The sequence below is a fragment of the Allobosea sp. 10L422 genome (genome assembly GCF_056395345.1).
This window is the reverse complement of sequence record NZ_JBFTJI010000002.1, coordinates 313243-340011: the sequence shown is the minus strand read 5'-3', so window position 1 is coordinate 340011 and position 26769 is coordinate 313243. Positions and strand designations below refer to the sequence as shown.

The 26769-nt window shown below is 67.2% G+C and carries 24 protein-coding genes; 11 read left to right on the top strand and 13 right to left on the bottom strand.

The genetic code is table 11. From position 1 onward, the window contains the following. Positions 1–19 precede the first annotated feature (19 nt). Positions 20–2218, bottom strand: a complete 2199-nt coding sequence (locus tag AC1DEZ_RS05990) for a glycoside hydrolase family 3 N-terminal domain-containing protein (RefSeq protein ID WP_476779018.1) — start codon at positions 2216–2218, stop codon at positions 20–22. A gap of 129 nt (positions 2219–2347) precedes the next feature. Between AC1DEZ_RS05990 and AC1DEZ_RS05985 the strand changes: the two genes are divergently transcribed. From AC1DEZ_RS05985 to AC1DEZ_RS05975, 3 genes are all read left to right on the top strand, one after another. Then, positions 2348–2971, top strand: coding sequence for a YitT family protein (locus AC1DEZ_RS05985; RefSeq protein WP_476779017.1), 624 nt, complete (start codon positions 2348–2350; stop codon positions 2969–2971). Positions 2972–3068: 97 nt separating this feature from the next. Beyond that, positions 3069–4220, top strand: a complete 1152-nt coding sequence (locus AC1DEZ_RS05980) for an alpha-hydroxy acid oxidase (RefSeq protein WP_476779016.1) — start codon at positions 3069–3071, stop codon at positions 4218–4220. Beyond that, on the top strand, positions 4183–6120 hold the full coding sequence (locus AC1DEZ_RS05975) for an SGNH/GDSL hydrolase family protein (protein WP_476779015.1): 1938 nt from the start codon (positions 4183–4185) through the stop codon (positions 6118–6120). The genes AC1DEZ_RS05980 and AC1DEZ_RS05975 overlap by 38 nt, the downstream gene beginning before the upstream one ends. A gap of 182 nt (positions 6121–6302) precedes the next feature. Here AC1DEZ_RS05975 and ettA read toward each other — a convergent pair whose 3' ends face one another. Continuing rightward, positions 6303–7955 carry an energy-dependent translational throttle protein EttA gene (gene ettA, locus AC1DEZ_RS05970; protein ID WP_441512181.1) on the bottom strand — a complete coding sequence of 551 codons (1653 nt, stop codon included), beginning with the start codon at positions 7953–7955 and terminating at the stop codon, positions 6303–6305. Positions 7956–8115: 160 nt separating this feature from the next. Here ettA and AC1DEZ_RS05965 point away from each other — a divergent pair, with 160 nt between their 5' ends. Together AC1DEZ_RS05965 and AC1DEZ_RS05960 are read left to right on the top strand one after the other, a co-directional pair. Then, positions 8116–8661 carry a hypothetical protein gene (locus AC1DEZ_RS05965; protein ID WP_441512180.1) on the top strand — a complete coding sequence of 182 codons (546 nt, stop codon included), beginning with the start codon at positions 8116–8118 and terminating at the stop codon, positions 8659–8661. 111 nt (positions 8662–8772) lie between these two features. Continuing rightward, positions 8773–9582, top strand: a complete 810-nt coding sequence (locus AC1DEZ_RS05960; RefSeq protein ID WP_476779014.1) for an MBL fold metallo-hydrolase — start codon at positions 8773–8775, stop codon at positions 9580–9582. Positions 9583–9591: 9 nt separating this feature from the next. On the opposite strand, the gene AC1DEZ_RS05955 is transcribed toward AC1DEZ_RS05960, so the two are convergent. Beyond that, entirely contained in the window at positions 9592–10332 is a 741-nt protein-coding gene (locus AC1DEZ_RS05955) for a 3-oxoacyl-ACP reductase family protein (protein WP_476779013.1), read from the bottom strand. Between the two features lie 105 nt (positions 10333–10437). On the opposite strand from AC1DEZ_RS05955, the gene AC1DEZ_RS05950 reads away from it, so the two are divergent. Together AC1DEZ_RS05950 and AC1DEZ_RS05945 are read left to right on the top strand one after the other, a co-directional pair. Beyond that, positions 10438–11085: a TetR/AcrR family transcriptional regulator gene (locus AC1DEZ_RS05950; protein WP_476779012.1), complete on the top strand. Its 648-nt coding sequence runs from the start codon at positions 10438–10440 to the stop codon at positions 11083–11085. A gap of 69 nt (positions 11086–11154) precedes the next feature. Further along, positions 11155–11472, top strand: a complete 318-nt coding sequence (locus tag AC1DEZ_RS05945; protein ID WP_476779011.1) for a hypothetical protein — start codon at positions 11155–11157, stop codon at positions 11470–11472. 9 nt (positions 11473–11481) lie between these two features. Here the strand turns inward: AC1DEZ_RS05945 and AC1DEZ_RS05940 are convergent, their stop codons facing one another. Both AC1DEZ_RS05940 and AC1DEZ_RS05935 read right to left on the bottom strand, forming a co-directional pair. Then, positions 11482–13296 (bottom strand): monovalent cation:proton antiporter-2 (CPA2) family protein, encoded by a 1815-nt coding sequence (locus tag AC1DEZ_RS05940; protein ID WP_476779010.1) that lies wholly within the window; start codon positions 13294–13296, stop codon positions 11482–11484. A gap of 129 nt (positions 13297–13425) precedes the next feature. Beyond that, positions 13426–14436 carry an aldo/keto reductase gene (locus AC1DEZ_RS05935; RefSeq protein ID WP_476779009.1) on the bottom strand — a complete coding sequence of 337 codons (1011 nt, stop codon included), beginning with the start codon at positions 14434–14436 and terminating at the stop codon, positions 13426–13428. A 156-nt stretch (positions 14437–14592) separates the two neighbouring features. On the opposite strand from AC1DEZ_RS05935, the gene fliK reads away from it, so the two are divergent. The 4 genes from fliK (at position 14593) to mog (ending at position 18267) form a co-directional block, all read left to right on the top strand. After that, complete coding sequence (gene fliK / locus AC1DEZ_RS05930; protein WP_476779008.1) at positions 14593–16194, top strand: flagellar hook-length control protein FliK; 1602 nt, start codon at positions 14593–14595, stop codon at positions 16192–16194. Then, positions 16191–16481, top strand: coding sequence for an EscU/YscU/HrcU family type III secretion system export apparatus switch protein (locus AC1DEZ_RS05925; RefSeq protein WP_441512172.1), 291 nt, complete (start codon positions 16191–16193; stop codon positions 16479–16481). The genes fliK and AC1DEZ_RS05925 overlap by 4 nt, the downstream gene beginning before the upstream one ends. Then, entirely contained in the window at positions 16478–17632 is a 1155-nt protein-coding gene (locus tag AC1DEZ_RS05920) for a GNAT family N-acetyltransferase (RefSeq protein ID WP_476779007.1), read from the top strand. The genes AC1DEZ_RS05925 and AC1DEZ_RS05920 overlap by 4 nt, the downstream gene beginning before the upstream one ends. Positions 17633–17733: 101 nt before the next feature. Then, on the top strand, positions 17734–18267 hold the full coding sequence (gene mog, locus AC1DEZ_RS05915) for a molybdopterin adenylyltransferase (RefSeq protein ID WP_476779006.1): 534 nt from the start codon (positions 17734–17736) through the stop codon (positions 18265–18267). A 150-nt stretch (positions 18268–18417) separates the two neighbouring features. Here mog and AC1DEZ_RS05910 read toward each other — a convergent pair whose 3' ends face one another. From AC1DEZ_RS05910 to AC1DEZ_RS05875, 8 genes are all read right to left on the bottom strand, one after another. Further along, positions 18418–18984, bottom strand: coding sequence for a glutathione peroxidase (locus AC1DEZ_RS05910; protein WP_476779005.1), 567 nt, complete (start codon positions 18982–18984; stop codon positions 18418–18420). Positions 18985–19087: 103 nt separating this feature from the next. Beyond that, complete coding sequence (locus AC1DEZ_RS05905; protein WP_441512168.1) at positions 19088–19474, bottom strand: response regulator; 387 nt, start codon at positions 19472–19474, stop codon at positions 19088–19090. A gap of 11 nt (positions 19475–19485) precedes the next feature. Further along, a complete protein-coding gene (cheB, locus tag AC1DEZ_RS05900; RefSeq protein ID WP_476779004.1) occupies positions 19486–20583 on the bottom strand; it encodes a chemotaxis-specific protein-glutamate methyltransferase CheB in 1098 nt (365 codons plus the stop codon). Continuing rightward, positions 20583–21176: a chemoreceptor glutamine deamidase CheD gene (locus AC1DEZ_RS05895; RefSeq protein ID WP_441512166.1), complete on the bottom strand. Its 594-nt coding sequence runs from the start codon at positions 21174–21176 to the stop codon at positions 20583–20585. Before AC1DEZ_RS05895 ends, cheB begins: the two co-directional genes overlap by 1 nt. Beyond that, entirely contained in the window at positions 21173–22054 is an 882-nt protein-coding gene (locus AC1DEZ_RS05890; protein WP_476779003.1) for a CheR family methyltransferase, read from the bottom strand. The genes AC1DEZ_RS05895 and AC1DEZ_RS05890 overlap by 4 nt, the downstream gene beginning before the upstream one ends. Positions 22055–22057: 3 nt before the next feature. Next, positions 22058–23875: a methyl-accepting chemotaxis protein gene (locus tag AC1DEZ_RS05885; RefSeq protein ID WP_476779002.1), complete on the bottom strand. Its 1818-nt coding sequence runs from the start codon at positions 23873–23875 to the stop codon at positions 22058–22060. 65 nt (positions 23876–23940) lie between these two features. Continuing rightward, positions 23941–24456 carry a chemotaxis protein CheW gene (locus AC1DEZ_RS05880; RefSeq protein WP_476779001.1) on the bottom strand — a complete coding sequence of 172 codons (516 nt, stop codon included), beginning with the start codon at positions 24454–24456 and terminating at the stop codon, positions 23941–23943. Beyond that, the gene (locus AC1DEZ_RS05875) at positions 24453–26765 is read right to left on the bottom strand and encodes a chemotaxis protein CheA (RefSeq protein WP_476779000.1); all 2313 of its coding nucleotides are present in this window, start codon (positions 26763–26765) and stop codon (positions 24453–24455) included. Before AC1DEZ_RS05875 ends, AC1DEZ_RS05880 begins: the two co-directional genes overlap by 4 nt. Positions 26766–26769: the final 4 nt, after the last annotated feature.

Here is a 26769-nt window from a genome sequence, read left to right as displayed (position 1 = left end):
AGACGAATCAAATAATCGTTCAAGACCTGACCACGACGAATTGTGTCGTTGCTGCAGCACGGGACGATCCACCGAGGTAAATTTCCACCTCGCCCGGGTCGACGACGTAACGTCCCTGTTCGTCATGGGCCCCGAGGTCCGAGATCTCCAGCTTGAATCGCACGGTTTTCGTCTCTCCGGCCGCAATCATGACCTTCTCGAAGCCTTTGAGCTCGCGCACCGGCCGCGAAAGGCTCGCGACGGGCTGGCGGATATAGAGCTGCACCACTTCCTGCCCGTCGCGCGCACCCGTATTGGTGACGTCGACGGCGACCTCGACGGAGCCGCCGAGCCGCACCGACGAGGCCGAAACGCGCGGATTGGTATAGGCGAAGTGGCTGTAGGAAAGCCCATAGCCGAAGGGGTAGAGCGGCTCGGCGCGCTCGTCCATGTAGATGGACGCGTAACGCTCGCCCGGTTTTTCCGGCCGGCCGGTCGGAAGCTGCCCGTAATAGACCGGGATCTGGCCGACCGAGCGCGGGAAGCTCATCGGCACCCGCCCCGACGGATTGTAGCGGCCGGTCAGGATGTCCGCTATCGCGGTCCGCCCCTCCGTGCTGCCATGGAAGGTCTGCAGGATCGCGCCGACATGCTCGCTCGCCCAGGTCAGGATGAGCGGCCGGGCCGTCGCCAGCACCAGAACCACCGGCTTGCCGGTCTTGACCAGCGCCTCGAGCAGTTCCTGCTGCACCCCCGGCAGCCCAAGCTTGGTGCGTGAGGCCGCCTCGCCGATGAATTCGCAATCTTCCCCGAGCATCGCGAGCACGAGATCGCTTTCGGCGGCGGCGCGGATCGCAGCCTCCTTGTCGGCGAATTCCGTGCCGCAATTCTTGGTGAAGGCAGGCTGATAGGTAACCGAGACCTCCTTCGGCAACCGCTCGCGCAGTGCGTCCGGCAGAGGCGTGATGACCCGCCGGCCCAGTCCGGCGGGATCGGTCCAGACCCGCTCGTCTTCCGGCACCGCCATCGCACCGATAACCGCGACCGACTTCACCGTGTCGCGAACCGGCAGCGTCTCGTCGGCGTTCTTGAGCAGGATCGCGCCTTCGCGTGCCGCCTGCAGTGCGACCTCACGGGCGGCCGGCATCTGCATCTGGCGCGGTGCGGCGGCCGGATCGACATCGGGCCTCTCGAACAGGCCGAGATGGAACTTGACGCGCAGCACCCGCCGCACCGCCTCGTTCACCGCCTTCATCGGCACGCGGCCGGCACGTACCTCGTCGGCGAGGTGCTTGTGGTAGACGTCGCCCATCATGTCCATGTCGATTCCCGCCAGGAGCGCCTTGCGGGCCGCCTCGGCATCGTCGCGCGCGATGCCGTGCAGCCGGAGCTCGGAGATCGAGCCGAAATCGGAGGTGACGAAGCCGCGGAAACCCCAGCGACCGCGCAGCAGGTCGGTCAGCATGGCGCGATGCGCCGTCGTCGGCATGCCGTTCAGCGCCGTGAAAGCCGCCATCGCCGTCATGGCTCCGGCCTCGAAGGCAGCCTTGAACGGCGGCAGATGCAGGTCGAAGAGCTGGCTCGTCGGAATCCAGGTCGCGTTGTAGTCGCGCCCCGCCTCGACGGCGCCATAGCCGACGAAGTGCTTCGGCGTCGTCGCCACCCCTCCGCGCTGGTAGCCGCGCGTACGCGCAGCCGCGACGACGGCACCGAGATAGGCGTCCTCGCCCGCTCCCTCGAGAGCACGGCCCCAGCGCGGATCGCGCGAGATGTCGACCATCGGCGCGAAGGTCCAGTTGATGCCGGCGGCCGAGGCCTCCCGCCCCGTCCAGTAGGCCGCCTGCTCGATCAATTCCGGATTCCAGCTCGAAGCCTGTCCGAGCGGCAACGGAAAATAGGTCGAGAAGCCATGGACCGCGTCGAGCCCGATGATCAGCGGGATCTTCAACCGGCTCTCGCGCGCGGCCTTCTGCACCGCCAGAACCTCGGCCGGCACGACGAAGTTCATCACCGCGCCCATGTCGCCGCTGCGGACCTGGTTGATGTCGAAGCCTTCGCCCCGCCCCGACAGGTGGAGCTGGCCGACCTTCTCCTCAAGCGTCATTCGCGCAATCAGCGCATCGACCTTGCGTTCGATCGCGCGCGCCTCGCGTCCGGTTTTCCAGGCGACGGGCTGCTGTGCCCATGCGGTGCCGGCCGGGATCAGCAGCAACAGGGCGGCGAGGAGCCGCAGAAGCATCGGGGGCATCTCTCCGAAGAATACGGGAAGTAGGAGAAGTCCGCGCCTCACTGAATGGTTCCCCGCCTCCTGGCTCGTCCATTGCATAGCCTCTGGCGCTCGCAGCCTCCAGCCGATACAGGGCTCGCCATGTCCCAGACCGCCGTCGCCGCCATGCCGCAGCAGCACCGTCTCTACGAAGATCTGCTCGCCCTTCCTCTGGGCACGCTCATGATCAGCATCGGCATCGTGCTCTTTGCCAAGGCGACGCTGCTGACGGGCGGCGCGGCCGGGCTCGCCCTGCTGCTGCAATTCGCCACGGGCGCCGATTTCAGCCTGGTCTTCTTCGTCATCAATCTGCCCTTCTACTGGCTCGCCTTCCGGCGGATGGGCTTTGCCTTCACGCTGCGTACGATCGCTGCCGTTGCGCTGATCTCGCTCTTCGTCTGGGCGACCCCGGGCTGGTTCCGGATCGAGGCGGTAGCGCCGCTCTATGCAGCCATCGCCGGTGGCGTCGCGATGGGGCTCGGCCTGCTGGCATTGGCGCGCCACCGCACCGCCATCGGCGGGGTCAACATCCTCGCGCTCTACATGCAGGAGCGCCATGGCCTGCGCGCCGGCTTGGTCCAGCTCGGCATCGACGCGGGGATCTTCGCGGCCGCCCTTTTCGTGCTTCCGCCGGACAAGGTCGCCCTGTCGCTGGTCGGCACGCTCGTGCTCAACGCCATCCTGGCGATGAATCACAAGCCGGGCCGCTACATGGCGATCTCCTGATGGAAGGCCCTCCTACTGCTCGGAGAGGTTGCGCCCTGACCATCGGCATGCGAGTCAGCCGAAGCAGCTGACGGGAAGCGAACGGCGAGACGAGACCATGGCCCAGCCTCTGACCATCGAAGACCTGCGCCTCCTGGCCAAGCGCCGCGTCCCGCGCATGTTCTACGACTACGCCGATTCCGGCGCCTGGACCGAGAGCACCTATCGCGCGAACGAGACCGACTTCGCCAAGATCAAGCTGCGCCAGCGCGTCGCCGTCGACATGACCAATCGCTCGCTGGCATCCGAGATGATCGGCCAGCCGGTCTCGATGCCGGTCGCGCTCGCCCCCACCGGCCTCACCGGCATGCAGCACGCTGATGGCGAGATCCTCGCGGCCCGCGCCGCTGCCAAGGCCGGCGTGCCCTTCACCCTCTCGACCATGAGCATCTGCTCGATCGAGGACGTGGCGAACCACACCCAGGCGCCGTTCTGGTTCCAGCTTTATGTGATGAAGGACCGCGACTTCATCTCCCGCCTGATCCAGCGTGCCAAGGCCGCCGGCTGTTCGGCGCTGGTCCTGACGCTCGACCTGCAGATCCTCGGCCAGCGCCACAAGGACATCCGCAACGGCCTCTCCGCCCCGCCGAAGCCGACCATCGCCAACCTGATCAACCTCGCCTTCAAGCCGCTCTGGTGCCTGAAGATGCTGGACACGCCGCGCCGGCAGTTCGGCAACATCGTCGGCCACGTCACCGGCGTCGCCGACATGTCCTCGCTCTCCAACTGGACCGCCAGCCAGTTCGATCCGAAGCTCAACTGGGACGACGTCCAGTGGATCAAGGATCAATGGGGCGGCAAGCTGATCCTCAAGGGCATCCTCGACCCGGAGGACGCCGAGATGGCGGCCAAGAGCGGCGCCGATGCGCTGATCGTCTCGAACCATGGCGGCCGCCAGTTGGACGGCGCCCTGTCCTCGATAGAAGCCCTCCCCGGCATCGTCGAGCAGGTCGGCAACCGCATCGAAGTTCTGTTCGACGGCGGCATCCGCTCGGGTCAGGACGTACTGAAGGCGGTCGCGCTCGGCGCCAAGGGCACCTTCATCGGCCGCGCCTTCCTCTACGGGCTCGGCGCCATGGGCGAGCAGGGCGTCACCGCCGCGCTCGACATCATCCGCAAGGAACTCGACGTCACCATGGCCCTTTGCGGCAAGCGTGACATCAGGGATGTCGATGCGAGCATCCTTGTCGGCGGCAAGCCGACAGTTTGATCTACCGCGCGGAGACCCTACCCTGAGACCCCTGGCCTACAACCCGGGCGGGACCGCGCCGGCGGACCTGCCCGCAGCGCCTCGCTCGAGCCTCCCGCAGCGACTATTCGCCGGCCCATCCTTCGCAGACCGTCTGGCGGCCGCTGGTAACCGGCCGGCCGGCTTCGACTATCTGCGCCTCCTGCTCTCGACGCTCGTCATCGTCACCCATGCGGTGGGTGTGGCCTACGGCGTCGGCGAAACGTTTCGGATTTTCGGCGGAGCGCTGCGTCCGGCGGTGGCCCTGATCCTGCCGATGTTCTTCGCATTGAGCGGCTTTCTCGTCGCCGGCAGCCTCGAACGCTGCCGGTCGCTGATCTCGTTCCTCGGGCTGCGGCTGCTCCGGCTGGTCCCGGCCCTTGCCGTGGAGACCTTTGCGGCAGCCATCGTCATCGGCGCGATCTTCACGACGCTGCCGCTGAAGGAGTATTTCGCCAGCCCGCTCTTCCGGCAGTATTTCCTGAACATCCTCGGCGTCGTCCAGTTTCTCCTGCCGGGCGTGTTTCTGGACAATCCGTGGCCGGGACTGGTCAACGGCCAGCTCTGGACCCTGCCATGGGAGCTGTACTGCTACCTGATCATCGCCGGCATCACGGCAATCGGGCTGTCGCGCCGGGAGGATCGCGCTCTTGCAACGATCCTCGTCGTCCACGCCGTCATTTTCGTCATCTATGTCCTGATCAGGCGTCAACAGCCGGGCGTCACCGTCTCGGGGCCCGTGCTGATCCTCTGTTTTCTCTACGGCATCGGCTTCTATCTGTTCCGGAACCGGATCGTGTGGAGCAAGGCGCTGTTCGCGCTGTCCCTCGCAGCGACGCTGCTGGGGTTGAGCTTCCCGGGCGGCGACTATCTGATCGCCCTGCCCTGCGCCTATCTGACTGCCTTCATCGGGCTGACCCGGCCGCGCCGCGTCTGGCTGGTCTCGTCGGGCGACTATTCCTATGGCCTGTTCCTCTACGGCTTCCCGATCCAGCAGGCCGTGGTCGCCAGCTTCGGCGCGGGAGGACAGTCCTGGTGGGCCAATGCTGCCATCTCCTGGTGCCTGGCATTCGCCCTCGCCTTCCTCTCCTGGCACCTCGTCGAAAAAAACGCGATGAAGCTGCGCCCGCGGCTCCTCGCCACCGAAACAAATCTGCTCGCGCGCCTGCCGGGGCCCGATGTCTTCGCCGGATGGCTCCGCTCTCGCCGCGTCATCACCGCCTTTGCCGTAGTGCTCATCGCCGCCGCGGCAGCCGGCACCTATCTCGCGTTGCGCAAACCGGCCGAGAACTTCCCGCTTCTGGCGAGGCTCGCGGTCATCAACGCCCAGATCGGCGAAGCCGACGCGGATTATGTTTTCATAGCCGGCGACTCCAACGCCGAGATGATCAACTCCACCCATCGCCTCTGCGGCCGCAACGTCGTCAACGCCGGTATCAGCGGCGCCAAGATGACGGATATGAACGGCCATTGGGCGAAGTTCGCTTTTACGAAGAAGCCAAGCAAAATCGTCATCCTAGTCGGCACCAACGACCTGCATCGCAAGCGTAATCCCACTCAGCCGAAGTACCTCGACGCATTCGAACGCAACACAGACCGGCTCATCGCCAGCGCGGCCGCGCTGTCCGCGAAGGTCTTCGTCGCCGCCGTTCCCCCCGCCGAGCCCTCGATGATCAAATATTATGAGCCGGCGGCGGTCGTCGCCCTGTCGGAGCGGCTGAAGCGGGCCTGCGGTCGCAACGCCTGCACCTTCATCGACCCCTTCGCCGGCACCCGCGACGGAGCCGTGGGCCTCGCCAAGCCGGACAGCACCCATGACGGCATTCACGTGCGGTCGTACCGGGAGGCCATGACGTCGGTCGAAGCCGAAATCTGCGGCTGATCGCCCGCTTTCGAAGCAGGCCCAAAAGCCTCGGATGGCCCCTCCTTCGAGGAGCCGGCCAGTCGGCGCCGCGCCGCCTCCCCAAAAGCAAAGCCCGCCGGCGACCGGAGGCGCATCGGCGGGCTCGACGGAAGGCAGCGGCAGGACGAGAGCGCCGCATCGCGCGGCGCCCTCGCGAAAGCTCAGCGCGTGAACTTCTTGTACTGGATGCGCTTCGGAATGGTGGAGTCGATGCCGAGGCGGCGCTTCTTGTCCTCCTCGTACTCGGCGAAATTGCCCTCGAACCACTCGACATGGCTGTCGCCCTCGAAGGCGAGGATGTGGGTCGCGATGCGGTCGAGGAACCAGCGATCGTGGCTGATGATCACGGCGCAGCCGGCGTAGTCCTCCAGCGCCTCTTCCAGCGCCCGCAGCGTATCGACGTCGAGGTCGTTGGTCGGCTCGTCGAGCAGGAGGACGTTGGCGCCCGATTTCAGCATCTTGGCGAGGTGGACGCGGTTGCGCTCGCCGCCCGAGAGCGAGCCGACCTTCTTCTGCTGGTCGCCGCCCTTGAAGTTGAAGGCCGAGCAATAGGCCCGCGAATTGATCTCTTTCTTGCCGAGATAGATGATGTCGTTGCCGCCCGAGATTTCCTCCCAGACGTTCTTCTTGTCGTCGAGCGAGTCGCGGCTCTGGTCGACATAGCCGAGCTGGACGCTCTCGCCGATCTTGATCGTGCCGGCATCGGGCTTCTCGACCCCGGTGATCATCTTGAACAGCGTCGTCTTGCCGGCGCCGTTGGGACCGATGACGCCGACGATGCCGCCCGGCGGCAGCTTGAAGGATAGGCCGTCGATCAGGAGCTTGTCCTGGAAGCCCTTCGACAGGTCCTCGAAATCAACGACGTTGTTGCCGAGCCGCTCGGCGATCGGGATGATGATCTGGGCGGTGTCCGGCCCCTTGTTCGAGGCCTTCTGCACCAGTTCGTCATAGCGCTGGATGCGGGCCTTGCTCTTGGCCTGCCGCGCCTTCGGCGAGGCCGCCATCCACTCAGCCTCGCGCTCCAGGGTCTTCTGGCGCGACACGTCCTCGCGGCCTTCCTGGGCGAGGCGCTTCTGCTTCTGCACCGACCAGGCCGAGTAATTGCCCTCATAGGGAATGCCCTGGCCGCGATCGAGCTCAAGAATCCAGCTCGTGACGTTGTCGAGGAAGTAGCGATCGTGAGTGACGATCAGAATCGCGCCCGGATACGTCCGCAGGTGGCCTTCGAGCCAGGCGGTGGTCTCGGCATCGAGATGGTTGGTCGGCTCGTCGAGCAGCAGCAGTTCCGGCTGCTCCAGCAGGAGCTTGCACATGGCGACGCGGCGGCGCTCGCCGCCCGAGAGCTTGTCGACCTGCCAGTCATCCGGCGGGCAGCGCAGCGCGTCCATCGCCTGGTCGACCTTGGAATCGAGATCCCATAGGCCCTTGGCCTCGATCTCGTCCTGGAGATTGGTCATCTCGTCGGCGGTCTCGTCCGAATAATTCATGGCGAGTTCGTTGTAGCGATCGAGGATCGCCTTCTGCGGCGCGACGCCGAGCATGACGTTCTCGCGGACGGTCAGCTCCTCAGCCAGCTTCGGCTCCTGCGGCAGGTAGCCGACGCGCGCGCCCTCGGCGACCCAGGCCTCGCCGGTCCACTCCTTGTCGAAGCCCGCCATAATCTTGAGCAGGGTCGACTTACCGGCGCCGTTGACGCCGAGCACGCCGATCTTGGCGTCCGGGTAAAAGGACAGGTGGATGTCCTTCAGCACCTGCTTGCCGCCCGGATAGGTCTTGGACAGGCCACGCATATGGTAGATGAACTGGCGGGACATGAGGCGAGCGGGCTCCGCTTTCAGGCGCTTGGCGACGGGATGTCGGGAAATCTGGCCGCTATGTAGCGAGCGGCCGCGCCCGCCGCAACCGCATCGGGCGATTGCGGCGGCTGCGCGTGTCCTGAACAATGGACCGACTGCGGCCGGGACTCGATCCGAGATGTCAGATTACGATGGCAAGGCGATGATCGAGCTGCGGCTGCGCGACGGCGCGCAGCTCTTCAACAGCCTCGACCCTTTCCCCTTTCGCGAGGGCGACCTCGCGGCCGAGGCCGAGGGGTATATTCTCGATTGGGCGCGCGACCTGCCAAAGGACAAGCCGATCGCAATCGTGATCCATCTCGAAAAGCCCGATGCTCCCGACAAGCCGCTGCCGGACCTCGCCACCGCCATCACCCGCTGGTTCGCAGGCCGGGCGAGCGCCGAAACCCGCGCATTGCACGAGCTTTTCCACGACGGCCGCCTCGCCTTGATGATTGGTTTTGCCGGGCTCGCCGCCTGCCTGTCCCTCAGCTGGCTGCTGACCCAGGACAGTGAAGGCCCGTTCGCGCGCGTCTTCCGGGAAAGCCTGATCATCATCGGCTGGGTGGTGATCTGGCGCCCGGCCGAAATGTTTCTCTACGACTGGGTGCCGATCCTGCGCCGCAGAAAGCTCTACCGCCGCCTCGCCGAGGCGAATGTCGAAGTCAGATTGCCCGAGCAGTGAAATGCGTATGGCGGGCCGCGTCTCGGCGCCAGTTCACAAAACCGCCAGAGCGCTTCCAACGGCCCGCCATTTGCCTGATCGTCGCCGGAAAAGGGAAAGCAGGAGCGTGCGATGAATCTGTCGAGCCCCTTCGCAGCACTGGCATTCGTTGTCGCCGCTCTAGCCGGTTTCATCTCCTCGCCCACCCGCGCCCAATCCGGCGAGCCGGGCTGCCGCCCGGAGATGGCGCGCCTTGGCCTGCCGATCCAGCGCGTGCAACTGGCCAAGGACGAGGTGCGGCTGACCTTCGTCGGCCATGCCACCTTCCTGATCGAGACGCCCGGCGGGGTGAAGATCGCGACCGACTACAACGACTATGTCCGTCCGCCGGTGACGCCCGACATCGCCACGATGAACAAGGCGCATGCAACCCACTACTCGAACCATCCCGACCCCGGCATCAAGCAGGTGCTGCGCGGCTGGGACCCGGACGGCAAGGGCGCCGCTCATCATGACGTTACGCTGGGCGACGTCCGCGTGCGCAATGTGCCGACCAATATCAGGACCTATGACGGCGGCACCGATTACGACGGCAACTCGATCTTCGTCTTCGAGATCGGCGATCTCTGCATCGCCCATCTCGGCCATCTGCATCACCCGCTCGAACCCGGTCATCTGCGCGCGCTCGGCCGGGTCGATGTCGTGCTCTTCCCGGTCGATGGCAGCTATACACTTGACCAGGAGGGCATGATCGAGGTGTTGAAATCCCTGCAGGCCAAGGTCATGATCCCGATGCATTTCTTCGGCGGCGGTACGCTGAACCGCTTCCTTGCCCGCACGCAGGATCTCTGGCCGGCCGAGCGGCGCGAGCAGCCGGCGATCACGTTGAGCAAGGCCACATTGCCGGCGACGCCCACCGTGATCGTCCTGCCCGGACATTAGCTCTGGGCGTCAGGTGTTCACGCCACCATCCACTGCAAAGCCCGCGCCGGTGATGAAGCGCCCTTCCTCGCTGGCGAGATAGGCCACGGCTCCGGCGATATCCTCCGGCCTGCCATAAGCGGGAATGGCCATGCGCGCGAGCTGCGCCTCGGCACGCGGGCCGCTGGCCGGATTCATGTCGGTATCGGTCGAGCCGGGATGGACGATATTGACGGTGATACCGCGCGGGCCGAGATCGCGCGCCAGGCCCTTGGTGAAACCGATCAGCGCCGCCTTGCTCATCGCGTAGAGCGTCACGTTGGGTTCGACCACTCTATCGGCGAGGCAGGAGCCGATCGAGATGATCCGGCCGCCCTTGCCGAGATGCGCGGCCGCGGCCTGCGAGGCCAGCACCACCGAGCGGATATTGACCGCAAGGGTCGCGTCGATGTCGGCAAGGCTCCATTCCGCGACCGGGCCGCCGCGATAGATGCCGGCATTGTTGACGAGGATGTCGAGGCCGCCCAGCGCCTTCGCCGCCTCGTCGACCGAGCGCTTCACGGCGGCGGGATCGGCACTGTCTGCGGCGATGGCGACGCCCCTGCGCCCGAGCGCCTCGACCGCCTTTACGACCTCGGCCGCCTTGTCGGCGGAACGTTCATAGGTCAGCGCGACATCGGCCCCCTCGCTTGCCAGCCGCCGGGCGATGGCGGCGCCAATTCCACGGCTGCCACCGGTGACGAGGGCGCGCTTTCCAGCAAGGCGGGACATGGCAAACTCCATTTATGTGATGATCGATACATAAATAGGTGACGCGCTTGCCTCATGACGTCAAGAGAAATATATAACGACCGACACAGAAATTTCGGAGATGGAATGGCGATGGCGGAGCGAGGGCGCCCGCGCAGCTTCGACCGGCAGTTCGCGCTGCAGCGCGCCATGGAGGTGTTCTGGGATCGCGGCTATCAGGCGGCGTCGATGAGCGACCTCACCGGGGCGATGGGCATCAATTCGCCGAGTCTCTACGCCGCTTTCGGCAGCAAGGAAGAGCTCTATCGCGAGGCCATCGCCCATTTCGCCGCGACGGAGAGCGACGACATTCTCAGCCCTTTGCAGCACGCGCCGACCGCGCGTGCGGCGATAGAGGGTTATCTCATGGCCAGCGCCGCGACCTTCACCCGCCCCGGCCGTCCACCCGGCTGCATGGTCGTGCTCTCGGCGGTCAACGCGGTCGGCGTCGGCGAGGAAACCAGCCGCATTCTGCGGGAAATGCGGGCCGGCAGCGTCACCATGATCGAGGAGCGGCTGATCCGTGCGGTCGCGGAAGGCGAGTTGCCCGCTTCGCTCGATCTGCGGGCCCTTGCCAGCTACTACGTCACCGTCCAGCAGGGCATGTCGATCCAGGCCCGCGACGGCGCCTCGCGCGCGATGCTGGAAGCGATCGTGCAGGGCGCCATGGCGGCATGGGATAGCCTGACGCGGCCGCGTGCTGCTGCCTCAGCATTCGCGTTAACGCCTCGCTGAGGCTGATCCGAAGCTTCGCTTGCCCTTGCGGCAGATCGCGACATCCTGCCGGCAACCGGGAGATCGCCCATGCGCCGCGTCGCCGCCGCCGCCTGCCTGTTCGCCGCCGCCACCTTCCTGCCCGTTCAGGCGGAAGCCGCCGGGTTCCGCGGCGGGCGCGGCAGCGCCGCCACCAAGACCAGCCGCAGCGTTGTCATCGTCCCTGGTGCAGCCGCCGCCAATCGCGCTCAGGCTGCGGAGACCGGAAAGCCCGAGCGGGTGCCCTTCCCGCCTTCCGACACGCCGCGCGAGGAACCCGTTCTGCTGCGCCTGACCGCCAATGAAGGCAACCAGAAGCCCTGGTGCCGGACCGAGGTGGTCGTCGGCGGCTTCTGCATCCTGAACTGAGCCCCGCCCTCAGGACTCCCCACCGATATCGTCGGGCAGATTCGCCGGGATCTGGCCGGGCCGCTTCGGCTTGGTCAGCGGCGTCGGGACTGGCGCGTTGTTCCTGAGCAACTCCCGTCCGGAGTAGAGATCGCCTGCCAACTGCAGGTCGAAACGCTCATCGTCGCGCCGGCGCACATCAGCCTCGATCGCCTCGGCCTCGTCTTCGGGAACGCCGAGGCATTTCAGCAGGGCCGTGCCGAAGACCATCGCCGATTCGAAGGTTTCCCGTATCTGATACTCGACGCCGGCATGGACAAGATCGAGCGCGTGCCCCCGATCATAGGCCCGCACGAACAACTTGGCGTGCCCGAACTCGGCCTGCGCCAGCCGCACGATCGCATCCGTAGTCTGCTGCCGGTCGACGCAGACCACGATCACCTCGGCCCGCTCGGCGCCGGCGGCTTGCAAGATGTCGCGCCGGGTTCCGTCGCCGTAATAGAGCTTGAAACCGAACTGCGACGCGGCCCGGATCATCCCGACATCGAAATCGATGATCGAGACGCTGATGCCGCGGGCGAGCAGCGCCTGGCTCGCAACCTGGCCGAAACGGCCGAAGCCGACGATCAGCGCCTGCCCCTTGAGCCCGTCCGCCACCTCGATGCCGTCGAGATCGGTCGGTGCCGCAGGCATGAAGCGGTCGAGCGCCAGCGCAAGCAGTGGCGTCAGCGCCATCGAGATAATCACAGTGCCGCTCGCGATGGCGGTGGTGCGCGGATCGAAGATGCCGGCGGCGGCAGCCGCCGCATAGAGCACGAAGGCGAACTCGCCGCCTTGCGAGAACAGCGCGACGCGCGTGATCGCCTCGCGCCAATCCGAGCCGAAGAGCTTGGCGACGATGAAGATGCCGAGCGCCTTGACCGCCATGAAGCCGATGACGGCGGCCAGGACGAGGCGCCATTCGCGCGCCACGACGCCAAGATCGAGCGACATGCCGACGGCGAGGAAGAAGAGCCCGAGCAGGATGCCGCGGAACGGCTCGATATCCGCCTCCAGCTGATGCCGGAACGTGGATTCGGAAAGGAGCACCCCAGCGAGGAAGGCGCCCATTGCCATCGACAGGCCGCCGAGTTGCATGGCCAGCGCCGAGCCGAGCACGACGAGCAAGGCCGCGGCGGTCATGACCTCCCGCGCCTCGGCCGCCGCCAGCACGCGGAACATCGGGTTGAGCAGCCAGCGCCCGGCCGCGATCAGCCCGCCGAGCGCGCCTGCCGCGATGGCGAAAGAGACCCAGGCCTGCCCGCTGCCGCCCCGCTGCGGCGACAGCAGCGCCACGATCGCAAGCAGCGGCACGATGGCGAGATCTTCGAGCAGCAGGATCGAGACCGCCTTCTGGCCCTGCGGCGTCGAGGTCTCGCCGCGCTCGTTCAGCATCTGCATGACCACCGCGGTCGAGGACAGAACGAAGCCCATCGCCGCGATGAAGGCGACCTTGGGGCCGAGGCCGCCAGCCATGCCGAGCAGCGTGAGGAGGAAGCCGCAGGTCAGAACCTGCGCGATGCCGAGCCCGAAGATGCTGCTCCTGAGGCCCCAGAGCCGCGAGGGCTGCATTTCCAGCCCGATCACGAACAGGAACATCACCACGCCGAATTCGGCGATGTGGAGGATGCCTTCCGGGTTCGAGAACAGGCCGAGGCCGAAGGGGCCGATCACGATCCCCGCGCCGAAATAGCCGAGCACCGAGCCGAGCCCAAGCTTGCGGAAGATCGGCACGGCCACGACGCCGGCGCCGAGCAGCGCCACGACCTTGACGAGGTCGCTCGTCAATCCTGCCTCGGCAGCCATTCGCCTTCCCTTCGCGGCGGGCTCGACTGTGGCCCGCCGTTCAAACCTAGCGGGCGCGCCGAAGGTTCAACAAGGCGGTTGTTCGATTAGGACGCAGCGAGCCACGCGGGCACGCCCATCCGGTCGGTGTCAGCCCGCGCGGCTGGTCCGCCCTTCCAGCGGATAGGCCGGATCGGAATAGCCGGGCGTCGAGGGGTGGCCCGGGGGCACGAGGCCGTCGACTAGCGCCTCGTCCTCGCTGTCGAAACCCGCATCGACCGCCGCGAGATAGGCCTGCCATTGCTCGAAGGTGCGCGGCCCGGCGATCGCCGCCGTAACGAAGGCGTTGTTCAGCACCCAGCGCACCGCGAACTGGATCGGCGTCAGCCCCTTCTTAGCGGCATGCTCCTTCAGCGTCTGGGCGATGGCGAGGCTCTCCTCGCGCCATTCCGCCTGCATGATCCGCTTGTCGCCGCGGCCGGCGCGCGTGCCCTCTGGCGGCGCCTCACCGGGCGCGTATTTCGCCGTCAGCACGCCGCGCGCCAGCGGCGAATAGGAGGCGACGCCGAGCCCGAAATAGCCGCAGGCCGGCAGATGCTCGACCTCGGGCATGCGGTTCATCGCGTTGTAATAGGGCTGGCTGACGACCGGCCGGTCTATGCCGAGCTCGTCGCAGAGCCGGCAGATCTCGGCCAGCCGCCACGCCCGGTAGTTCGAGACGCCGAAATGCCGGATCTTGCCCTGGCGGACGAGATCGGCAATCGCGTGTACCGTCTCCTCCAACGGCGTCTGATGATCCTCCTTGTGGAGGTAATAGATGTCGATCGTCTCGGTGCCGAGCCGGCGCAGGCTGTCCTCGCAGGCGCGCATCATCCAGCGACGCGACAGCCCGCCGCTCATCGGCCCCGGCCCCATCGCACTCGCCACCTTAGTCGCCAGCACCCAGTCATGGCGATTGGGGGCGATGGCGCGGCCGGTGACCTCCTCCGAGCGCCCCTCATTGTAGACATCGGCCGTGTCGATGAAATTGATGCCGGCCTCGCGAGCATTGTCGACGATGCGGCGCGAGGTCGCCTCGTCGGTCGGTCCCCCGAACATCATCGTGCCCAGGCATAGCGGCGAGACCTTGAGGCCGGAACGGCCGAGGCGGCGATAATCCATGGCGGTGATCCTTCGGATGGGGAAGCGCCGAGCCTGCCGCAGCGCTACCCCCGACGCCAGAGCCGGCGGCGCAGGCGCGCCCTGCACGGCACGGCCAGCAGCAAGGAAACGCTTAATCTTTCGTGACAGGATGAGTCGTCGTCACATGGCAGCCAGATGAACCTCGCCCAGCTCGTCCAGAGCCAGACCTTTGCCACCCTGCTGCACGCGCTCGAATCGGCGGGTGAGCTGACGGCTGGCCGGACGGTGCAGGCCAGATTGCTCTCGCTGGAGACGGACGGAACGGCAACGGCGATGATCGGCGATAGCAAGGTCGCGCTCGTGCTGGCGGGCCCCCAGGCCAAGCAGGCGGAACTGCAGCCGGGAGCCACCCTGCTGCTGCGGCTGGACCCGCCCGAGCAAGCCGGCGGCGATCTGCGCGCCACCTTGGTCGAGGTGCGTCCGCCCACTACGTCGCCCGCCCCTCCGGCCGCCTCGCAGCCAACAGTCGCATTTCCGGCGCCCCGAACCGGCATGCCGCTGCCGTCCGCCAATACGCCGTCGATCGCTCCGGCACCGGCCGCGCCGCCTTTGCCGCCGGCCACCAGCCAGCCGCCGCTTTCAGGGCCGGCAGCCATTCCCGCCTATCCCACCGTTCCGTCCGCCGTCAGCCCGCTTGCCGCCCCTGCGTCGACAGCCGCACCCGGCATCGCCACGCAGCCCCGAGCGCCTGCGGCGCCGCCGCCAGTTGGCCCCGCCATTCCAAATCCCGCCACGGCGCGCAGTCTTGCCGGGCCGCTGCTCGGCTCCGTGCTGCAGACCCAGGACAGCCTCGCTCCGCTCTTCGCCAACCTGCGCGGCCTCGCGCAGGGTTCGATCGCGCTGACCTTGCCGAAGCCTCTGCTGGCGGCGATCGACCGCGTACTCGCCCAGGCGATACCGGCCGAGCGCCAGCCGGTCACGGCGCAGCGGCTGAAGGAGGCGTTCCAGAGCTCGGGTCTCTTCACGGAGGCTCGCCAGGCCATCGGAGCGCCCGCCCCGCGGCAAGGCGATCTCAAGACCGGCCTCCAGGCGCTGCGCGAGACGCTGCTGCCGATCATCGAGAGCCTGTCGCCCGGGCCGAAGGCGAGCCAGCCGGACCGCTCTGCCGCTGCGCTCGCACTCGACCGGCTCTCCGACAGCCCGCCGGGCGCCACGGCAGACAGCGCCAGCCGCACCGCTCCGCCGCGCCGCGATGGCCCGCTGCTGCCGCAGGCCGCCGCCGAGCCAACGCTTTCGCCGGGCGAGAAGCCGCTCGCCATCGTCGAGACGCTGCTCGATCAGGCCGATGCGGCGCTGGATCGCATCAAGCTCACCCAATATGCCTCACTGCCTCTGGATCAGGCGCGGCAGGACAGCAGCCAGCCGGCGCAGCGCTGGCTCGCCGAGATCCCGATCGCCTTCCAGCACGGCACAGCAATCCTGCCGCTGCAGGTCGAGCGCGAAGCGCCGCGGCGGGACTTCCAGGGTGTGAGTCCGCCCCTCTGGCGCATCCGCTTCGCCCTCGATGTCGAGCCGATGGGGCCCTTGCAAGGAGTGGTCACCTTGCAGGCACGCGATGTCGGCGTGACGCTCTGGGCCGAGCGCGAGGAAACCAGCCAGCTTCTGCGCGGTGCCGCGCCCGGTCTCGAGAGCGCTTTGCTCCATGCCGACTTCAGCAGCGGCGCCATCGATATCCACACCGGACAGCCCCGTGTGATGCAGCCGACGGCCGGCCAGTTTCTGGATCGCCTGTCATGAATCCGCAGCCGCCCCGCATCGCCGTCGCGCTCGAATATGACGGGCATGGCGCACCGCGCGTCACCGCCAAGGGACGCGGCGAGCTGGCGGAGCGTATCGTCGAGACCGCGCGCGAGCACGATGTCGCGGTGGAGCAGAACGCTATCCTCGCCCAGGCGCTCTCGGCCGTCGAACTCGACGACCAGATCCCGGAAGAACTCTATCGCGCGACGGCCCAGGTGATCGCCTTCGTCCTCGCATTGCGCGGCGAATGGCGCCGGCCGAACCGCGACGGCCATCGATCTTGAGCGGCATCGTCGTCAGGCGCATCGGCCCAGCCGCTTACGCGGAACTGGGGCCGGCTTTCGCGGAACTCGCCGATCATGCGGCCGAGCCGAATCCGCATATGGCGCCGGCCGCCGTCAGCGCGGCGACCCTGCTCGTCCCCGAAGAGGAGATCATCGTCCTCTGCGCCTGGTTCAGCGAGGCGCTCGATTTCGAGCGGCTGGTCGGTGTCTGGGCCTTCAAGCACGTGCAGGGCTGGCGCAGCGGTTTCGCCGGCGCCCTCGCCGCGCCGCTCGTGCCGCTCTACGAGGTCTCTTCGCTGCCCGTGCTCGACCACGACCACGCGGCGGAGGCCGCGCGGGCGCTGATGCGCTATCTTCTGGCCTCGCGCGACCTGCCGCATGCGCTTCTGCTGCCGCTGCTGCCGCTCGACGGCCCCTGCTATGCCGCCCTTTCGGAAGCCAGCCGTCAGACGGGCAGCCGGATCTCGATCTACGAGCGCTGGACCCGGCCGGTGATGGTCCCTCAGCCCGGCGACGATTTGGAGCGCTATCTGCGGCGCTCGCTCGGCTCCAGCTACAAAAAGCGGATGCAGCAGTTCCGAGCGGTGGCGAAGCATGGCGCGCTGACCTTCCGCCGCAGCCGCGGCCCCGCGGCGCTCGATGCGCTCGAGGCCTTCCTCACGCTCGAAGCCGCGGGCTGGAAGGGCGCGGCCGGGACGGCAATCGCCTGCATACCGACGCACGCCGCCTATATCCGCCGGATGGCCGAACTCTTCGCCGAGGCGGACGCCCTCCAGATCGATACCTTGCTGCTCGACGGGCGCCTGCTCGCGATGGGCCTGCTCGTCGAGAGCGGCAACCGCCGTCATTTCCTCAAGATCGCCTATGACGAAGCGCAGGCGCGCCATTCGCCTGGCCGCACCCTGACGATCGCGATGCTGCAGGCCGACCTCGCCGGTACGCCACCCGCGTTCTTCGACAGCGGCGCCGGCGAAGGCGTCGATGCCGGCACCTATGCCTGGGGCGAGCGCCGCGAGATGGGCAACGTCATCATCCGCATCGGACCCGGCCGGCCCAGCCCGGCGCATATCGCGGCCTTCAGCCGGATGTGGCTGCGACGCCTGCGGGAGGCCGCTCGAAGCCGATCTGACCGAGTATCTCCTTCCAGATAGTCTCAAGGAGCGGGAGCGGGGAGAGCTCGCAACGCCGCCCATGCGCTTGACCGCCCTTCCCGCCGGCCGATAGAGCCGCAGTGCTGCGTTGGAGACGCCCGATGACCGTTGTTGCCCGGATTGGAATTGTCACGGTCTCGGACCGCGCCTCGGCCGGCGTCTATGCCGACGAAGGAGGCCCCGCGATCCGCAGCTATATGGCGAAGGTGCTAACCTCGCCCTGGGAAGCGGTCGAGCGCGTCATCCCCGACGATCGCAAGTTGATCGCGCAGACCTTGACCGAGCTGGCCGACCGCGAGGGCTGCTGCCTCGTCGTCACCACCGGCGGTACCGGCCCCGCCCCGCGCGACGTTACGCCGGAAGCGACCGAGGATGTGATGGAGAAGGCGATGCCGGGCTTCGGCGAGCTGATGCGGCAGGTCAGCCTCGCCAAGGTGCCGACCGCAATCCTTTCGCGCCAGACGGCCGGCATCCGCGGCAAGACCCTGATCGTTAACCTACCCGGCCGCCCCCGTGCCATTGCCGAATGCTTGGACGCAGTGATGCCGGCGATCCCCTATTGCATCGACCTGATCGAAGGCCCCTATCTGGAGACCGACCCGGCGGTGATCACCGCGTTCCGGCCGAGGAAGTGATGAGCGAACAAGCCCTGCGTCATGCTCGGGCTTGCCCCGAGCATCTCCTGCCGAAAGAGGCTCCGGCGTCTTGTTCTGGCGGAGATTCTCGGGTCTACGCTTCGCTTCGCCCGAGAATGACGGCGCTGTGCTAGCCGGAACCGCTGAAACTCAACCCGCCACCAATTCCCGCCCGATCGCCTGGACGAGCTGCGGGGAGAGCGGATCGGTCGCCGCCGGGAAGCCGCCGATCAGCGTGCCGTCGCGGCCTATCAGATATTTGTGGAAGTTCCACCGCGGCGTCTCAGCCGGCCGCTGCGCCGCCGCCCAACGATAGAACGGGTGAGCCTCCGGCCCACGCACGACGGTCTTCTCGACGAAGGCGTAAGTCGCGCCATAGCTCTCATGGGCGGCCTCGGCGATGGCGGCGCCGTCCAACGGCTCCTGCCCGCCGAAATCATTGCTGGGCACGGCGACGAGTATCAGCCCGCGCGTCTGATAACGCTGCCAGAGCTGCTCCAGTGTCGCCATCTGCCCGGCATAACCGCAGCGTGTCGCGGTGTTGACGACGAGGATCGGCCGGTCGTGGTAATCAGACAGGGCAAGTCGCCCCCCACCCGGCCGGTCGAAACCGAAGGCGTGCGCTCCCGCAAGCGATTGCGCGGGAGCATCGAGGGACAACAGGGCCCCTGCCATGGCGGCTGTTCCAGCAAGCACGTCCCGGCGCGACACGCTCATGGCGCTCCTCCCTGCAATCCGACGCGCCAATCATGCCCCAAAGCAAAAAGCCCCGCAGCCGGTCGGCGCAGGGCTTTGCTTCACGATGGCGCTATCAGGAGCCTCAGCAGGAGAGAACCTTCTTCACCCGCACCTCGAGGTCGCGCAGCTCGTAGGGCTTCACAACGTAATGATCGGCGCCGTTGCTGGTCGCCTCGTCCATCTTGTCGACCGAGCGCTCCGAGGTCGCCATGATGATCTTGATCTGGTTGAGCTCCGGCACGGAGCGGATGGCGCGCAGCAGGTCGATGCCGCTCATGCCTTCCATGTTCCAGTCGAGCAGCAGCAGATCGTAGCGCTTCTGCTGCATCTTCATCAGCGCCTCGCGGGCGTTCTCTGCCTCGTCGATGTCCTGAAACTCGATCTGCTTCAGGAAATAGGTCGCCAGGCCGCGCATGCTCTTCTGGTCGTCGACCACCAGGATGCGGAACTCGCTTCTGGCCTTTGACATAACTTTGCTCCTTACGCGCTCCGCAGATTCGGGCGCTCGCCGATCAGCTGCCCGACCGCCGCGCCGATCTGGCTGAGCGGAACGACTCTGTCGGCGGCTCCCATCTCGAAGGCCGCTTTCGGCATCCCGTTTACCACGCAGGTCTCACCACTTTGGATTAAAGTTTCGGCGCCTGCTTTGCGCATAGCTAACAAACCGTCAGCGCCGTCGCGCCCCATGCCCGTGAGCAAGATGCCGATCGCATGCGCTCCGAGGCTACGCGCGACCGAATGGAACATGACGTCGACCGAGGGCGAATGGCCGCTGACCAGCGGACCCTCCTTCAGGACGCAGACGAACTCGCCGCGCCGCTCCTCGATTTCGAGATGGCGCAATCCCCCCGGCGCCACCACAGCCGAGCCGGGCCTTAGCCGGTCGCCATCCACAGCCTCGCGCACATCGAGGCCGGTCGCGGTCGCGAGCCGTGCCGCGAACTTTGCCGTGTAGCCCGGCGGCATGTGCTGGACGACGACGACCGGCAGCCGCAGATGGGCGAGGTCGCGCATCACCGTCTGCACGGCCGGCACGCCGCCCGTCGAGGCGCCGATGGCGATCAGCAAGGTCTTGCCGGCACGGGCCGGCTCCCTCGGTGGCGCCGGGCGCGCCGGCGCAGCGATCTGCGCGATTTGACGAGCAGCCGCGATCATCTTGCGGCTTCCCGCCGCGCGTTGCAGCCCCGCGACCAGATGTTTCATGAAGCCTTCGAGCGTGTGGGTCGTGCCGTCCGGCTTTTCGATGAAGTCGATGGCACCGAGCTCGAGCGCCTGGATCGTGTTGTCGGCGCCCGGCCCGCCGAAGGCCGATACGATCAGCACCGGCAGCGGGTCCTGCTTCAGCACCCGTGCCAGCAGCTTGAGGCCGTGCCGTCCGGGCAGTTCGAGATCGAGCGTGACCACATCCGGGCGCAGTTCCTGGATGGCGTCCCAACCCTCCTCGGCGCTGCCGGCGACGCCGATCACCTCGAAGCCCGGCGCAGAATCGATGATCTTGGTCATCAGCTTCTGCATCAGGATGGAATCGTCGACGACGAGAACCTTGACCGGCGCAGCGGACGACGTCGGCATGCTCATTACCAGACCTCCACTTCACCAGCCACGGGCTGAGTCTTGAGCCGGTTGAGATAGGCGATTTCCTGCTCGTGGCCGCTGTCGCGCGCCGTCGGCTGGACATGCTGCACCCAGGCCCGTCCCGTCGAGGGCTGGTAGTGGATGCGCCGCGAGCGCGTGCCGCCGACATCCCGCGAGACGACGGGAATGCCCTCGACCTTCAGGAATTCGTTGACGAAGGCGATGTTGCCGTCGCCGATCGCCAGCATGGTCGCGCCCGAAAGCACGCGCGCGCCGCCGAAGACCTTGGCCTCGAAGTTCTGGCGCCTCGCCCCGCGCTTCAGCAGGTCGTTGATCAGAACCTCCATCGCCGTATCGCCATAGCGTTCGCCGGCGCTGGGGTCGGCATTGCCGTTGTTCTTCGGCAGCAGGAAGTGGTTGAGCCCGCCGACGCCGATCTGCGGGTCGCGCAGGCAGACCGAGACGCAGGAGCCGAGCACGGTGGCGACGATCTCGTCCTTGGCCGAGGTGATCTCATGTTCGCCTGGAGCGACGGTGATGATCGTCGCCTCGAAACGCGGGTCGAAATAGCGGCGCGAGGACCGGGAAACGCTCATGCTGTCCTCTCGTAGATCGTGCGTCCGATCAGGCGCAGATGCTGGTGCGGTTGCGGCAGCGATTCCGAATGGCCGAGATAGAGGAACCCGCCCGGCGACAGCAGCGCTACGAACCGATCGAGGATCGAGGCCTTGGTCTGCGTATCGAAATAGATGAAGACGTTGCGGCAGAAGATCACGTCGAACGGCCCGTTCATCGGCCATTTCTCGATGAGATTCAAACGCTTGAAGGCGATCAGGCGGCGTAGATCCTCTGCGATGCGTGCCTCTGCGCGCCCCGCTCCGCCTTCCAGCTTGAGCAGCGGCTTCACATCGGCGGGCAACCGCTCGAACAGCTCCGCCGGATAGATCCCCGCTTCGGCCCGCGCCAGGATGTCGGTGTCGATGTCCGTCGCCAGGATCTTGAAATCGAGGTCGCCACGCGCGCCCATCACATCGCGGCAGGAGGCCGCGATCGAATAGGGTTCCTCGCCCGACGAACAGGCCGAGGACCAGATGCGGATGCGACCGCGCCGGCCCGCCCGCTCCTGCAGAAGCCGCGGCATCACCTCCTTGCGCAGGTGATCGAAATGGTGACGCTCGCGGAAGAAGGCGGTGTGATTGGTCGTCACCGCATTGATCAGCTCGGGCAACTCGCCCGCCGCCTGCGGCGTCTTCAGGAAAGCACAGTATTCGGCCACCGAGCTCAATCCAAGCGCCTTGACGCGGCGCGCCAGCCGGCCGCGCGTCATCGCTTCCTTATGCTCGCGGATGACGATACCGGCTTGCTCGTAGACCAATGCGGCGATGAACTTCATGTCGTCGCGCGTCAGGCTGATGTCGGCCATTGCGGGCTGGAGCGACGGCACCATGCTCGGGAGCGATGTAGGTCTGGACATGCCTCAGCCTCCCGCCCGTGCGCCAGCGGCAAGGCGGCGAGGCTGCATGTGCTGCGGCAAGCGCTGTTCGGCCGGAGCCGGTGCAGGCACGGCGCGGCGCGCGCGCGGCGGTTCGCTGCGCACCGGCACGCTGGCGAGGCGGAGCGTCTCGACGATCTCGCTCAACATGGAGGCTTGATCGGCGAGTTCGCCCGCCGCCTCGACGCCGCGCCCGGCGAGTTCGGCATTCGCCCGGATATCCTTGTTCACCTGCGCCACGCTGCGACTCATCCCTCCCATGCCGCGCGCCTGCTCGGCGCTCACGGCGGAAATCTCGGCTACCGTCTCGGAAACCTTGCTCACTGCTGCGGCGATGCGGCCGAGCGTCTCGCCGGTCTCGCGCACGAGGCCGACCCCCTCGGCGACCTGCCCGTTCGAGGTCGCGATCAGCCCCTTGATGTCTTTTGCGGCCTGGGCCGAGCGCTGCGCCAGCGACCGCACCTCCGAAGCGACCACGGCAAAGCCCTTGCCGGCATCGCCGGCGCGCGCCGCCTCGACCGCTGCATTGAGCGCCAGCAGATTGGTCTGGAAGGCGATCTCGTCGATCACCCCGACGATCTCGGCAATGCGCAGCGAGGAACTCTCGATCCGTTCGATCGCGCCGACTGCCTTGGCAACCACGCTCCGGCCTTCCTGTGCCACGCCCATGGTCGTGCCGGCGAGCTCGCTGGCCTCGCGCGAACGCTCATGGCTGCGTCCGACCGAGGCTGCGATCTCTACCGCCGCTCCCGATGTCTCGCCCAGTTCGCCGGCAACCTTCTCGGTCCGCGCCGCAAGGTCCGTCGCCACGCTGTTCACGTCGATGGCGACATGGCAGACCGAGCCTGCCGTCGCGCGGATCATTTCGATCCGCTCGTCGAGCAGGCCGAGCGCCTGATTGAGTTCGTGCTGGAGCCGGCCCAGCCGGCCGGAGCGGCGGCCAGCCATGCGGCGGGTCAAATCGCCTTCCGACAGGGCCTCGACCACCGCGTCGATATCGGCGAAGGTCTCGTCCAGCTCTCCGTTGATCCGGTTCATGCCCTCCGCGATCCGAGCCACCGTTTCGGATTTACCCTGAGCGGCGATGCGCCGCGAGAAATCGCCTTCGATGGCAGCTTCGATCAGCTGCGAGATTTCCTGGGCAACAGCCAGCTCGTCGGTCAGTTCGTGCCAATCCACGGCCGTCCCGAGGCTGCGCCCGTCGGCGGCCTCGACGGCCGTCAGGGTCAGGCAGACGATCCGGCGGCCGAGCGTCAGGCGAACGGAGGGACCGGTCGCCAGGCGGGGCTCGGCCCGCACACGTTCCATCACGCGCCCGAGCATGTCCTTGGCCGAGCAACCCGGAAACGCCGCGCGAAAATCCTCCTGCGCCTCGGCGAAGAAGCGCAGAAGCCCCTTGCTGGCATAGATGACGCGGCCGTCCGGATCGCAGATCATGACGCTGGCGCGGCCATGGTCGAGGACGGAGCGCAGGCGGACCGCTTCCTGCGCCCGCTCCTGCAAGCTGGCGAGGACACGCGACAGCTCTGCGCATTCGTGGCTGCCGCCGGCCTTTGGCAGAACCAGATCGACGTCATCCACCAGACCCGGCGCGATCCGCGACAGGCTCGCGACGGATCGGCCCGCGCCCCAGGCGGCGAAGCCGCCGAGCAACGCCACGGCCGAGACGGCGAGAGCTCCCATGACTGGAGTTCCCGACGCTGCCGCATAATAGGCGAGCCCCCCGGCAAGTGCCGCGGAACCGGCGGCGGTCAGCGGCTGGCTGACCGAGAGTCGCGAAAAGGGGCCGAGCGCGCTGCCCATAGGACCTGTCGTTTCTTGTTCTGGCCCGCCTGGACGCTACGCTCGGGCTATGTTTTGAAAGCTGTTCAGGCGGCGCGGCTGGTCTTGAGCTGCACTTCGCCGCCACMACCGTCACGGATGACCGCCGCCAGATCGAGCAGCGCCACGATGTCGCTGTCGAGCAGGACGAGGCCCTCGATCAGGCCGTGCTCGTCGCGCTCCAGATCCGGCGCCGGCCGCACGGCCGAGACCGGCACGTCGACGATGTCCGAGACCGAGTCGACCAGCAGGCCCGCGGTCTTGTCCTCGACATCGACGACGACGATGACATGGGTGGCTGAGGCATCGGTGACGCCCATGCCGATCGCGGTACGCAGGTCGTAGACGGCGAGAATCACGCCGCGCAGATTGAGCACACCGCGCACATGCGGGGCCGCATGCGGCAGCGGGGTCGTCGCCTGCCAGCCCTTGATCTCGCGGACCATGCCGACATCGATGCCGAAGGTGCGGTCGCCGACCTTGAAGGTGACGATCCGCCTCGCCGCCGCTTCCGGCTGCGCAGACGAGAAGTGCTTTTCGCCGAGTTGGAGGGTCATGGTCATCCAGCCATCTTGAGATCTGTCACGGGAGTTCGGCCGCCGGACGCGGCGAGCCGCAGCATGGAGTCGATATCCAGGATCAGGGCGACGAGGCCGTCGCCGAGGATCGTCGCCGCCGAGGCGCCGTTGACGGTGCCGTAATTCGCCTCGAGGCTCTTCACGACCACCTGCTGCTGGCCGACGATCTCGTCGACCGCGATGCCGACATTGTTGCCGCGCTCGTTCTCGGCGATGATCACGATGTTCTCGTTGGTCGTGCCGGTCGAACCCATGACCTCGCCGAGGCGATAGAGCGGCGTCACCTCGCCGCGCCAGCGCAGCACCTCCTGACCGAAGGGCAGCCGCTCGATCGGGGTCGAGGCGAGATGCTGGGTCTCGATGACGGAGGCGATCGGGATCACGTAGCGGTCGTCGCCGCAGCGGATCACCATGCCTTCCAGAACCGCGAGCGTCAGCGGCAGCGCCAGCGTGAACTTGCAGCCGCGGCCCGGCTCGGAATCGACGCTGATGCGTCCGCCGAGCGACTCGACGTTGCGGCGCACGACGTCCATGCCGACGCCGCGGCCGGAGATGTCGCTGACCGCTTCCGCCGTCGACAGGCCGGCGGCGAAGATGAGCTGGTCGATCTCCTCCGGCTGCAGCCTTTCGTCGGCGCCGACGAGTCCGCGCGAGCGGGCCTTGGCCAGCAGCCGGTCGCGGCCGATGCCGCGCCCGTCATCGGTGACGGAGATGACGATGCGGCCGGCGCGATGCTCGGCGATCAGCTTGATCGTGCCCTCGCGCGGCTTGCCCGCGGCGACGCGCTCGTCCGGCGTCTCCAGCCCGTGATCCATCGAATTGCGGATCATGTGGGTCAGCGGATCGGCGAGCTCCTCGATGATCGTCTTGTCGACCTCGGTGTTCTCGCCTTCCAGTACGAGACGCACTTCCTTGCCGAGCGTCTGCGCGAGCTCGCGCACCAGCCGCGGCATGCGTTGGAACACTGCCTTCACCGGCTGCGCGCGCACCGCCATGACATGATCCTGCAGCTCGCGCGTCTGGCGGGAAAGGGTCAGCATACCTTCGGCGGTCTTGGCGTAGACGTCGTAGGGCAGCGAGCGCACGCACTCGACCAGCATCGACTGGGTGATGACGATCTCGCCGACGAGGTTCATCAGCTTGTCGATGCGATCGAGATCGACGCGCACGCTCACAGCCTGGCGCTGGCGCGTCGCTTGGTCATTGGCCGGAGCCCGCGCGGCCGTGCGGGCGGCAGCCGGCACTTCGGCAGCCGGCGGGGCGGCGACGGCAGGCGCCTCGACCGGCGGCATGGCCGGTGCAGACGCGACATCGGGCTGGCTCGCAGCCTCGGGCATCGGACCGAGTTTGGCGAGGATCGCCGAGAGATCGGCAGCGACCGAGCTCGGAACCTCGGCCTCCGGAGTCTCTTCGACGATGGCGGCGGCTTCGAGCGCCTCGATCTCGAATTCCTCGTTCGCCAGGCTGAAATCGAAGCGCCCGTGCAACTCCTCGACCGACAATTCGGTGCGCAGGTCGACCTCGAAGCGCATCCAGCAATCGGTGACGTCGAGGGTTTCGAGCGACGGCACCTGGCTGAGATCGCAGCGGATCGCGACGACATCGTCCGCCGGCAAGGAGGCGAAGACGACGCGCGGCTCGATCACGCGGCGGAACAGATCGCTCTCCGGCGTAATGCGCAGGCGCAGGTCGCGACCCGCCTTCAGGGCGACGGGCGGTGGCCCGGGCATCGCGGCGGGCTCGTCATCCCAGCCATCGTCGGCAGACGCTGTTGCAGCTGTTTTCGCCTCGACCATGGCAAGGAGGTTGCCGAGCGCGGCGATGCCGAGAGGCGCATCCTTGTCCGCAGCAGCGAGGGCAGGCGCGGAAACGTGGAACGAAGCGGCCGGAACGGGCGCAAGCGCCAACGCCACCGGTTCCTTGCCGACCTGCTCCAGCGCTGCCAGCAGATCCGGGCGCTCGGTCGCGGGCTCGTCGCTGCGCGCGGCCGCGACCAGATCGGCCACGGCATCCGAGCAGCGCAGGAACAGCGTGAAGGGTGCGTCCTCGATCGCGACACGGCCCGACCTCAGATGGTCGAGCGAGGCCTCGAAGACATGCGCGAAGCCGACCAGCTCCGTGCAGCCGAAAGCCCCTGCCCCACCCTTGATCGAATGGATGGCGCGGAAGGCGGCGTTGACATCCTCGGGATCGACGGAACCCTCGTCGAGAGCCTGGAGCTTCTGCTCCAGCGCGCCGAGGAGTTCTTCGCATTCCTGGAAGAAGGTCTGCTTCAGTTCTGCCAACGGATCCATCGGC